The sequence below is a fragment of the Streptomyces sp. NPDC127100 genome, from assembly GCF_042724095.1.
Classification (GTDB): Bacteria; Actinomycetota; Actinomycetes; order Streptomycetales; family Streptomycetaceae; genus Streptomyces.
The window spans coordinates 83875-94626 of record NZ_JBHXFL010000031.1 but is presented as its reverse complement, the minus strand read 5'-3'; the positions used below and the strand labels follow the sequence as shown (position 1 = coordinate 94626).

Below are 10752 nucleotides of genomic sequence, written 5' to 3'. Positions count from 1 at the left end.
CCCTACTACGCGGCCGAACGCGGCCTCGTCGACGACGTCATCGACCCCGCCGAGACCCGCGAGGTCCTCATCCGCTCCCTGGCGATGCTCCACACTAAGCACGCCGACCTGCCCTCCCGCAAGCACGGCAACCCGCCGCAGTGACCACCCGCCAGACCGCAAGGTCTGTTTACGGGTGATCCTTTCCGGGGGGAACCAGACAACCGGGCGGGGTGAGCGGCCTCACGCCCACCCCGCCCCCGCATGCCGCGACCACCCCGAAACCGCCTCGAACAGGAGTTTCACGCCGGAGTGCGCGGCCGGCGCCCCCGCTTTCCGGCCAATCGCGGTGCGCGGGTCAGGGGCGCCCCCTGACCCGCATTGACATACCGCACGTGCTGTTTTTAAAGTCGTGGAGGGGCCGGCGGCGCACGCGGACAAGGGAGACGGCGTGGACATCGACGTACTGGGCGCACTGGACGTGAGGGAGAACGGGGTGTCCGTCGCCCCGACGGCCCCCAAACCACGCCAGGTCCTGGCGCTGCTGGCCCTGCACGCCGACCGGGTCGTACCGGTCGGCGACCTCATCGAGGAACTCTGGTCGGGCACCCCGCCCCGCAGCGCCCGCACCACCCTGCAGACCTACGTCCTGCAGCTGCGCGAGCTCATCGCCACCGCCCTCGCCCCCGCCCCCGGCGCGGACGCCGCCCGGCCCGCGCCCCGCACCCCTAAGGACCTGCTGGCGACCGCGCCGGGCGGATACCTCCTCACCTGCGCCGGCGGCCGGAGCGACGTACGCGACTTCGAGCATCTGACCGGCCAGGGCTACCGCGCCATGGACGCCGGCGACTTCGCCGGCGCCTCCCGCACGCTCCACGGCGCCCTGCGGCTGTGGACCGGCGACGCCTTCGCCGACGTACCCGCCGGCCCCCAGCTCGCCCTTGAGGCCGCACGCCTGCACGAGAGCCGGCTGTGCGCACTGGACCAGCGCATCGAGGCCGACCTCCGCCTCGGACGCCACCGCGAAGTCCTCGCCGAACTCACCGTTCTGACCAGCCGTCACCCCACCCACGAGAACCTGCACGCCCAGTTCATGCTGGCCCTGCACCACTGCGGCCGGCGCGGCGAGGCCCTCGCCGCCTACCAGCGGCTGCACACCACCCTCGAACGGGACTCGGGCATGCGCCCCTCCCCGCGGCTGCGGCGGCTGCAGCAGTCCGTCCTGACGGCCGCCGGCGAAAGCCTGCCCGCCGCCGCGTACACGCCGCCCGCCGCCCGCCCCGCAGCGGTCCACTGACCGCCCCCGGCCCCCAAATTCCCGCCCCGCCCGCCCGGCTGATCCCGCCCGCCGATTTCCCCCCGCCAGGGCCCGCCCGGGACATTCCCGCCCCCGGGCGGCCCTGCCCCGCCCACGCCTGTGAGCTGCACGGACACCAACCTCCGTACCGGCGCCGGACACCGGAACTGGTACTTCACTAAAGCGGCGGTACATACGTTCCCCGCAAACAAGAACGGCCCCCGCAAAAAACGCCGTGGAATTCCGCTGGAGATCCGGTACAGGAAACCGTTCGAGGGCACCAAAGGCCGCTAGCGTGCACAGCGGCGGAGATTTCTGGCCACCGAAAGGAACTGGACAAGGAACTCGACGAGGTGCGGAGGCCACCATGAAGATTCAAATTCTGGGTCCGTTGAGTGCCGAGGTCAACGGGGGATCGATTGTTCCGACGGCCGGCAAACCCCGGCAGATCCTGTCGCTGCTGGCGCTCTACCCGGGCCGGGTCATGCCCGTCCCCACGCTCATGGAGGAACTCTGGGGCACCGAACCCCCACCGAGCGCCCTGACGACCCTGCAGACCTACATACTCCAACTGCGCAGACGCCTGGGCACGGCCATGGGCCCCGGCTCGCCCTCGGGCGCCAAGGACGTCCTGGCCACCCGGCACGGCGGCTACCTGCTCCAGGTCGACGACGACTGCGTGGACGTGCACCAGTACGAAAAACTCGCCCGCGAAGGACAGACCGCCTTCGAGACCGGCGACAACAAGACGTCCGCCGCCCGCTTCCGGGCCGCACTGGACCTGTGGACCGGCGCGCCCCTGGTCGACGTCAGAGTGGGACCCGTCCTCGACATCGAGGTCATGCGGCTGCAGGAGAGCCGGCTCGCCACCGTCGAGCGGCGCCTGGACGCCGACCTGCGGCTGGGACGGCACGCCGAACTGATCGCCGAACTCACCGAACTGACCGCACGCCACCCCCACCACGAAGGACTGCACTCCCAGGTCATGGTGGCGCTGTACCGGTCGGGCCGGCAGGCGACCGCGCTCGAGGCCTACCGCAGGCTGCGGATGCGGCTCATCGACGAACTCGGCGTCGAGCCGTCACCGCAGCTGCAGCGCATGCACCAGGCCATGCTCTCCGTCGACCCGCAGCTGGACGTGCTGGCCGGCCCGCGGCGCACCTCGACGTTCGACCTGTTCGCAGCCTGAAACCGGCACCGCCGGCGGGTGAGGAGGCTCTGATGGAGGAACGTCACGCCACCCTGCACGTCCTGCCGCCGGCGGCCCGGCCCCAGCCACCGGCCGGGCCCGGACCGGGCACACACCCGCACCCGCACCCTGTGGTGCGGGTGCACGTCGTCGGCACCGACCCGCTGGCCCGCGTCGGCATCACCACCCTGCTGACCGGGCAGCCCGGCATCCGCGTCACCGGCGCGAGCACCCCCGGCCCGCGCCTGGCCGGCGACCTGCACGGCCCGCGCCCGCACGTCCTGGTCGTCCACGGCCCGCTGAACGCCGGCCAGCACCGGCTGCTCGCCGAAGCGGCCGGCGACGACGTGCGCACCGTCCTGCTCGGCACCGCGGAAGGGGCCGGGACACCGGCCGGCGTCCACGGCGAACTGCCCGGCACGGCCACCGCCGGGCAGCTCGCGGCCGCCGTCGTCCTGGCGGCGGCCGGCTACGCCTTCGCCCCCGCCCCGTCACCCGCCCCCGCCTCCCGCCTGTCCCCGGTCCGCCCCGAGGAGCTGACCCGGCGGGAGGCCGAGGTACTGGAACTGCTGGCCCGGGGCCTGTCCAACGAGGAGATCGCCCAGGCCCTCTCCCTGTCCCGGCACACCGTCAAGACCCACGTGCAGAACACCCTGCACAAACTGCGCCTGCGCAACCGCGTCCACGCCGCCATCTACGCCTTCGAGGCCGGCATACGCCGGACCCCCGACACCACCCCCCGGCCCGCGGCACCCTGACCCCGGCCCGCCGCGCCGCGCACCCTCGACGGCCGCGCCGTCCGGCACCGGGGCGCATGGGGGGCGTTGACGGCCTCAGGCGGGCCGCGGCCGGCACTTCGGCCAGCCGATGTCGTCGTCGGGCGCCGCGCGCCGCTTCGCTCCCGGCCGCACGGCCCCGCCCCGGCGCACCGCACGGCACGCGGGAACCGGACGTTCCATGATCGACTCCCGTGGGTGAGAGGCCCGGTGCCGGACACGGCCCGCCCGGCACTGGAGATGCTGCCCGGAACCGTTCGCGAGCCGCTGGAGGACCGCAGGAGAACGGCGTGAGACACCGACGAGGACCAGGGCACCCCGCCTGGCAAAACATTGCCCCGGGCTTGCCCGGCCCCTACGCTCGGCGCTGCTTCGAGGAGGACCGCCGATCCGCTCCGCGGCCAACCGACCGCCAGGCACAGGGGGAAGGGCCACATGCTTCAGCAGCCCGCGTTCGGCCGCCGACTGAGGAAACTGCGCCAGGCCCGCGGCCTGTCCCAGTCCGCCCTGGCCGGCGACGGCATGTCCACGGGATACCTCTCCCGCCTGGAGTCCGGGGCCCGCCGGCCCACCGACCGCGCCGTGACCTACCTCGCCCAACGCCTGGGCCTGCGGCCGGCCGACCTGGAGGAGACCGCGGGCGCCTCACTCGCCCACGCCCTGTCGCTGGTCGCCTCCGCCAGGAGCGACGAGGCCCTGGACACCCTGCGCGAGGCACTGGCCGCCGAGAGCCACGAGGCGCCCGTGCTGCGCTGGCAGGCACTGTGGCAACTGGCCCGGCAGCGGCGCGTCCAGGGCGACCACACCGGCGAACGCGCCCACCTCCAGGAACTGGTGAGGCTCGGCGACGAGGTCGGCCTGAGCGAACTGCGGGTGCGCGGACTGACCCGGCTCGCCCGCTGCCTGCGCTCGCTGGGCGAGATCGGCGCCGCCCTCGACGCCGCCGGCACCGCCCACCACCTGGCCCGCCAGGAGGCCCTGGGCGTGAGCGACCGCATCGCCGTCCTGCTCGCCCTGGTGTCGGTGGAGGCCGAAGCCGGCCGGACACCCGACGCCCGCGCCCACAGCGACGAACTGCTCACCCTGGTCGAGGGCCGCTCCGACACCCTGTGGGCGGAGGCGATGTGGACCGCGGCCGCCGTCCGCCTGCGCCAGGGCGACCACGAGTTCGCACAGGCCTGCTTCGAACAGGCCCTGAAGCGCTACAGCGGCAGCGAGGACCTGGTGCTGTGGGTGCGGCTGCGGCTCGCGGCGGGCCGCCTGTATCTGCAAAAGCCCCCGCCCGACCCGCAGGCCGCCGAACGGTGCGTCAGCGCCGCGGAACCCGCCCTGGCCTTCGTCGGCACCCCCGGCCTGCGCCAGGAGCTGACCGCGCTCAGGGCCGACCTCGCCTTCCACACCGCCCGCTACGACGAAGCCCGCCTCCTGCTCGGCGAACTCGCCCTGGAAGAACCCCGGATGACCTACCGCGACCGCGTCCGCCTGGACATGCTGCGCCACCGGCTGCGCATCCTGCGCGGCGACCGGGGCGGCATCGAGGGGCTGCGCTCACTGGCCGAGCAGGCCCAGGCCGACGCCAACATCGACCTGGCGGCCGACATCTGGCGCGTCCTGGCCGAAGCCCTCACCGGCACCGGCACCGGCACCGGCACCGGCAGGTCGGCCGCGTCCGCGGCGCCGCAACCCGCACACAGCACCCCCGCCCCGGCCGAACCCGACCGCCGCGGCTGACCCCGCCCCCCCCGCACCCCCCGCCCGCGTGCCCGCCGGCACCCACCGGGGTCTAGCAGGCGTCGTTGAGGTGGTCGTTGATGTGGTCCAGGCACAACTCGTACAGATCCTCCGGATGCGTCGTGTGCCAGCCCTCGGGCACCAGGGCCACGGCCGGCCACAGGGCACGGTGACCGGTGTCGTCGGCGAGCACCACGAACGTGGCCGAGCCGTCGGCGAAGGGGTCGTCGCCGGCCGGGCGGTCCAGGACGCGCAGCTCACCGCCGGCGTGCAGACGGGCCGCGCGGCCGGTGCGCCACATGCGGGCGGTGCCCTCCCGGCCCGCGCCGAACGGGTCGGGCAGGAACCGCTCGCCGGAGGCGGCCGTCCGGCCGGCGTACCCCTGGGCCACCCCCGCCCCGGCGATGTACAAGGTGCCCGTCTCGCCCGGCCCCACCGGCCGCATCCGGCCGTCCAGGACGTAGGCGCGGTAACCGGGAGCGGGCCGCGCGGTGCCGTCGGCCGACTGCTCGACGACCAGGCGGCCCTCCGCCCAGCCGCCGCTCAGGGTCAGCTCGGCACCCTCGGTGCGGGCCAGCGCCGACAGCGCACCCAGCAGGTCGTCGTCCCCGCCCAGCACCAGCCGCGCGTGCCGGCGCCCGAGCCAGCCCAGCACCTCGTGCGGCACGGCCCGGGACAGACAGCCGTCCGGCACGTGCACCCGGGCCCCGCACACCAGGGCGCCCAGCAGGCCCAGCACCGCGTCCTCGTCCGGGTAGCCGCGCACCAGCCACGCGGCGCCCGCCGGGCGGGCGGCGGCCGCCGCGGCGACGGCCGCCGCGCCGATCACCACCGTGCCGTCCTCGCCGGGCACCAGCAGCACCGGGTCGCCGGCCGCCGGCGGCCGCGTGCGGTCGGCGTCGGTGACCGGCCAGCGCCCGGTGGGCACCAGCCGGTCGGCGGCGTCGTCGCGGACCAGCCGGACCGCGCCGGGGACGGCGGGCAGCAGCAGGTCGGCCGTCTCGTCCAGCAGCAGCGCCACCGGCCGCAGCCGCCCGTCCAGGCCCGCCGCCGGGTCCACCGCCAGCAGCGCGGCCCCCGTCTTGACGACCGCGAGCGCGGCCACCGCGAACCCGACGGGGGAGGACAGCGCGGTGAGCACCGAGGTGCCCGGACCCGCCCCGTGCTCGATCAGCGCGTGCGCCAGCAGGTCGGACCGCGCGTCGAGCCCGGCGTAGGTCAGGCCGGCCAGGGCGGGCGCCCGCGGGGTGAGCGCGGCCTGCCCGGCGAACAGCTCCGCCACCGACCGCGCCGGCGCCGCGACGTCCGCGCCCGCCCACACCCCGCCCGCCGCCCGCCGCCCGTCCGGCACCGGAAGCCGGCTCAGCGCGGTCCACGGGGCGTCCAGCACGGCCCGCAGCACGGCCGTCAGCACCGCGGTCAGGGACACCGCCCGCTGCTCGCCGACCGTCTCGTGCCGGTAGGAGGCCGCCACGCCGATGCCCGCCGCCGCGCCCTGCGGCGTCTGCCGCTCGGTCAGCGTCCACACCAGATCCGCGGCCGGCACCGGCGGTTGGGGCCGCTCGGGCTGCACGGTGAGCCCTGCCGCGGTGAAAGCGCCCACCGCCTCCTGCAGGACGCTCAGCGCGACACCGGTGCCCGGCCGGGCCAGGGGCGCCCCGCCGTCGCGGTAGGCGGCCAGGTCCGCCTCCTTGACCCGGCGCAGCAGTTCGGCGAAGGCGGGGTCGTCCGAGGCGTCCACCGTCAGGGCCAGCACCCGCCCGTAGGGGCCCACCGCGGCGCGCAGCCCCGCGCTGTCGCGGGCCGGCACCGGCGCGGCGACGGTGACCTCGCCGGGCGTTCCCGCCCGGGCCAGCAGCGCGGTGAGCGCGGCGTGCACCACCATGAACAGGGTGCTGCCGTGCCGTGCCGCGAACCGGGTCAGCCGCTCGTGCAGGCCGGCGTCCAGATCCGTCAGGTGGATGCCGTACGAGGGGTGGCGGGCGTCGGCAGCGGCGCCCGGGACGGCGGTGGGCCCGCGGTCGCCGGCCAGCGCCCGGGGCGCGGCGTCCAGTGCCGCCGGACCGCGGTGCGGGGCGGCGCCGGTGGCGCGTGCCGCGTAGGCCCGGGCGAGTTCGGCGGCCAGCGGCAGGGAGGACCAGGCGTCGACGCAGTCCGCGGGCAGGGCGAGATCGAGGCGGTGGTCGTCGCCGGCCAGGACGTGCAGCCGGGTCCCGGCCGAGCCCAGCCGTGAGTTGCGCAGCACCTCGTGACGCCGGCCGAGGTCCTCCAGGGCCTGCTGCAGGGCCCGCATGTCCACCGGGCCGCGCAGCCGCAGCGCCAGCAGCGCGCTGTCCGGCCCCGCGCCGCGGGGGCCGACGGCCACGGCGGGCCTCTCGCCCGCCAGGGCGGCCAGAGCGGCCGGAGTCGGCGCCCCTTGCAGGGCCCGGGCGCCCACCTCGGCGTCCAGGGTCTCGCGGATCCGGGCCAGCAGCCGGGCGGCGGCGGGCGGGCGGCCGCCGAGCGCGAAGAAGTCGGACTCCGCGTGGACCTGATGCCGCGGCAGCTCCAGCACCTCCGCGAACAGGTCGCGGACGATCTCCTGCACCGGAGTGCCCGGCGGGGTGCCGGCCGGCCGCCCGGCCAGACCGGCGGGCGCTCTCAGCGCCCCGCGGTCGGTCTTGCCGTGGGCGTTCAGCGGCAGCGCGTCCACGGCCACCACCGCCGAGGGAACCATGTGCGCCGGCAGCCGCCGCCGCAGATGCCCGTCCAGGGCCACGACCAGCCCCCGGCCCGCACCACCACCCCCACCCCCGCCCGCGCCGGGGGCGGCTGCGGGCCGGGCCGGCACCACGTGCGCCACCAGATGCCGCTGCCCGTCCCCCGACTCGTGCAGCGACACCGCGGCCGCGGACACCGCCGGATGCCCGCTCACCGCCGACTCCACCGCACCCAGATCCACCCGCAGGCCGTTCAGCCTCACCCGGTCCTCCACCCGGCCCACGAACTCCAGCAGACCGTCCTCACGCAGCAGCACCACATCACCCGTGCGGTACAGCACACCGCCGCCACCGGTGAAGCGGTCCTCCACGAACCGCCGGGCGTCCAGATCGGGCCGGTTCAGGTAACCGGTGGCCAGACCCGGCCCGCCCAGCAGCAGCTCCCCGGTGCCGCCGGGCGCCACCGGGGCCCCGTCGCCGCCCTCCACCACGGCGGTACCCGCCCCGGCCGGACGGCCCACGGCAACGGCACGGTCCCCCTCGGCCGGCTCGGTGACCTCGTGCCACAGGGCCGGCGTGGCCGCCTCGGCCGACCCGTACACGTGCAGCAGCCGCCCGGGCGGCCCCGCCTCGAACACCGCGCGCACCGCACGCGGGTCGCACCCCTGGCCGCCGAACAGCACGACCCGCAGCGGGGCGAAGGCGTCCGGCCGCTTTTGGGCGATCAGCCCGAACAGGGCCGTCGGCAGCGAAACGACCGAGACGCCGTGCGCACGCACCGCCTCGGCGAAACGGTCCGGGCCGGCCACGGTCTGCGGCGCCAGACCCACCAGACGGGCCCCGGCGCTGAGCGCCGCCCACACCTCGAACAGGACCGCGTGACACGCCGGCCCGGCCACCTGGGCCACCACGTCACCGGCCGCCAGCCCCAGCCGCCGCGCGCAACCCGCCAGCTCCGCAACGGCCCGGTGCGGGACGACGACGCCCTTGGCAGGACCGGTGGTGCCGGAGGTGTAACAGATGCAGGCGGCGTCCTCGGGGCCGGGCGCCCCGGCCGGCAGCACACCGGGACGCCCGGCGATCTCGGCGGCCTCGGCGTCCACCCGGACCACCCGCACGCCCGGGCCCGAGTACTGCGCCCCGTCACCCTCGGTCAGCACCGTACGGGCCGCGCTGTCCCGCACGACGGCACGGCGCCACCCGGCGGGAGCGGACGGATCGACCGGGACGCACACCATGCCGGCCCGCGCGAGCGCCAGGAACGCGGTCACCATCCGCGGACCCGGCCGCAGCGACACCACCACCCGCTCACCGCGGCCCGCACCACGCGCCCGCAGATGAGCGGCCAGCCGGTTCGCCGCGGTACTCAGCTCCCCGTACGTCAGGCGCGCCTCACCGCCGTCACCGCACCCGGGATAGACGACCGCGGTGGCACCCGGCCGGGCCTTCGCCTGCTGCTCGATGAGGCCGCAGATCGACATCAGCACCCGCTCCTTAGGACAGCGCCTTCCGGCATGGCAAGAATGTGCCAACAGGCTGGCAACCCGCTTTCGAGAATCCGTCTCGAAACGGTCGAGCGGCACTGGAGACACCGGCCGCCGCCCCCGCCCCGCACACCTCCCCGCCTCCCCGCCGGCACCGGAGGAGCGCCGCACCGGCCGGACCGCCGGACGAGGAACAGCAGGCGGGCGAGGTGCCGCTGGAGCGGTGCTCGAGCCGGCGTTGCCACCCGCCGCAACCCTTGGCAACGTATTGCCGAACCCAGGCAACTGCTTGCCCACGCCGTACGAGGGAGGAGGTCCCGGATGATCCACCTGAACCCGGCCGGACTGGGCCGCATGCCCGTCGCCGCCCGCGAGGTCCTCACCCGATGGGCCCGCCACGAGGACCAGCACGGCGCCCTCGCCCTCGAGGAACGCCTCGACGGCGGACTGCGCCGCCGGACACAGCAATACCTCGCCGCCCTGCTGGGCGCCCCCGCCGACGGCATCACCCTGCACCGCGGCGCCGCCGAGGCGTTCGCCGCCCACGTCGCCCGCCTGCCCCTCGGCCCCGGCGACCGCGTGTGGACCACCCCCTACGAGAGCGCCTCCCACCTCACCGCCCTGTACGCCCTGCGCGACCGCACCCGCTGCACCCTCGAGGTCGTCCCGCTGCGCCCGGACGGCGACCTGGACCTGGAATGGATGGCCCGCAACATCACCGGCGACGTCGCCCTGGTGTCGCTCACGCATGTCCCGGCGGTCTGCGGCACCGTCAGCCCGGTGGAGGACGTGGGGCGCATCCTCGCCCCCCACCGCTGCCTGTACGCCGTCGACGCCTCCTACTCCGTCGGCCAGCTGCCCGTGGACACCGCCCGCATCGGCTGCCACCTGCTGACCGGGGACGCCTGGCGCTTCCTGGGCGGACCGGAGTCCGCCGGCTTCGCCTGCACCGACCGGAGAATGCGCGACGCACTCGCCGCACCGGACGCCCCCGCCCTCCCGCCGGACGCGCCGGCCGTCGCGGCACTGCACGCCACCCTGACCGCACACGCGGCGGCGGCCGGGGACGTCCACGCCCTCACCGACGCCCTGCGCGCCGCCGTCGAACAGGCCCCCGGCACCGCACCCGTCGCCCCCGGACGGATCCAGTCGGGCATCGTCGCCTTCCGCCACGCGGACCTGCCCGCCGCCCACATCCGCCAGCAGCTGGCGCGGCGCGGCGTCGTGGTGTGGAAGACCGTCGCCCAGCAGACCCCGCTGCTGCGCCCCCACACCGCCGCCCCCACGACCGTGCGCGCCTCGGTGAGGTACGACAACACCCTCCAGGACACGGCCCGGTTCGGCGAGGCACTGCGGGAGATCCTCACCACCCCCCGCCCCCGCCCCCGCCCGGTGGCCGGCGCACGGCCCGCCCCCGCGCCGCTCACCGCCGTACCCGGGCCCGCAGCGGCCGGCCCGCCGCCCGCCCGGGCCCGGCGCCGCAGCCCCGGCGCCGCGCACCTGACTCTGGTGACCACCCCTCACGACCCGGCACCCCGGCGGGCCGCGGGCGGAACACCGGGCTAGCCGGGGCCCCTCGCGGCGGGATCACTCGCGG

Annotated in this window: 7 protein-coding genes; 6 read left to right on the top strand and 1 reads right to left on the bottom strand. The window is 76.2% G+C overall.

Translation table 11 applies throughout. The annotated features are described in order from the left end of the window. From ACFWJB_RS25015 to ACFWJB_RS24995, 5 genes are all read left to right on the top strand, one after another. Positions 1 to 144, top strand: a 144-nt coding sequence (locus ACFWJB_RS25015; protein WP_360352095.1) for a carboxyl transferase domain-containing protein, incomplete at its 5' end; no start/stop codon positions are given. A gap of 286 nt (positions 145 to 430) precedes the next feature. After that, complete coding sequence (locus ACFWJB_RS25010; RefSeq protein WP_386924976.1) at positions 431 to 1276, top strand: BTAD domain-containing putative transcriptional regulator; 846 nt, start codon at positions 431 to 433, stop codon at positions 1274 to 1276. A 367-nt stretch (positions 1277 to 1643) separates the two neighbouring features. Beyond that, on the top strand, positions 1644 to 2465 hold the full coding sequence (locus tag ACFWJB_RS25005) for a BTAD domain-containing putative transcriptional regulator (RefSeq protein ID WP_385470485.1): 822 nt from the start codon (positions 1644 to 1646) through the stop codon (positions 2463 to 2465). A gap of 32 nt (positions 2466 to 2497) precedes the next feature. Further along, positions 2498 to 3223, top strand: a complete 726-nt coding sequence (locus ACFWJB_RS25000; RefSeq protein WP_386924974.1) for a response regulator transcription factor — start codon at positions 2498 to 2500, stop codon at positions 3221 to 3223. 453 nt (positions 3224 to 3676) lie between these two features. Then, complete coding sequence (locus tag ACFWJB_RS24995; RefSeq protein ID WP_386924972.1) at positions 3677 to 4972, top strand: helix-turn-helix domain-containing protein; 1296 nt, start codon at positions 3677 to 3679, stop codon at positions 4970 to 4972. Positions 4973 to 5024: 52 nt separating this feature from the next. Here the strand turns inward: ACFWJB_RS24995 and ACFWJB_RS24990 are convergent, their stop codons facing one another. Next, a complete protein-coding gene (locus ACFWJB_RS24990; protein ID WP_386924970.1) occupies positions 5025 to 9152 on the bottom strand; it encodes an AMP-binding protein in 4128 nt (1375 codons plus the stop codon). Between the two features lie 324 nt (positions 9153 to 9476). Between ACFWJB_RS24990 and ACFWJB_RS24985 the strand changes: the two genes are divergently transcribed. After that, the gene (locus ACFWJB_RS24985; protein WP_386924968.1) at positions 9477 to 10721 is read left to right on the top strand and encodes an aminotransferase class V-fold PLP-dependent enzyme; all 1245 of its coding nucleotides are present in this window, start codon (positions 9477 to 9479) and stop codon (positions 10719 to 10721) included. The last annotated feature ends 31 nt before the right edge of the window (positions 10722 to 10752 follow it).

Coding starts and splice junctions, on each gene's coding strand:
- ACFWJB_RS25005 (WP_385470485.1), top strand. CDS start 1,644: ATGAAGATTCAAATTCTGGGTCCGTTGAGTGCCGAGGTCAACGGGGGA.
- ACFWJB_RS25000 (WP_386924974.1), top strand. CDS start 2,498: ATGGAGGAACGTCACGCCACCCTGCACGTCCTGCCGCCGGCGGCCCGG.
- ACFWJB_RS24995 (WP_386924972.1), top strand. CDS start 3,677: ATGCTTCAGCAGCCCGCGTTCGGCCGCCGACTGAGGAAACTGCGCCAG.
- ACFWJB_RS24990 (WP_386924970.1), bottom strand. CDS start 9,152: ATGTCGATCTGCGGCCTCATCGAGCAGCAGGCGAAGGCCCGGCCGGGT.
- ACFWJB_RS24985 (WP_386924968.1), top strand. CDS start 9,477: ATGATCCACCTGAACCCGGCCGGACTGGGCCGCATGCCCGTCGCCGCC.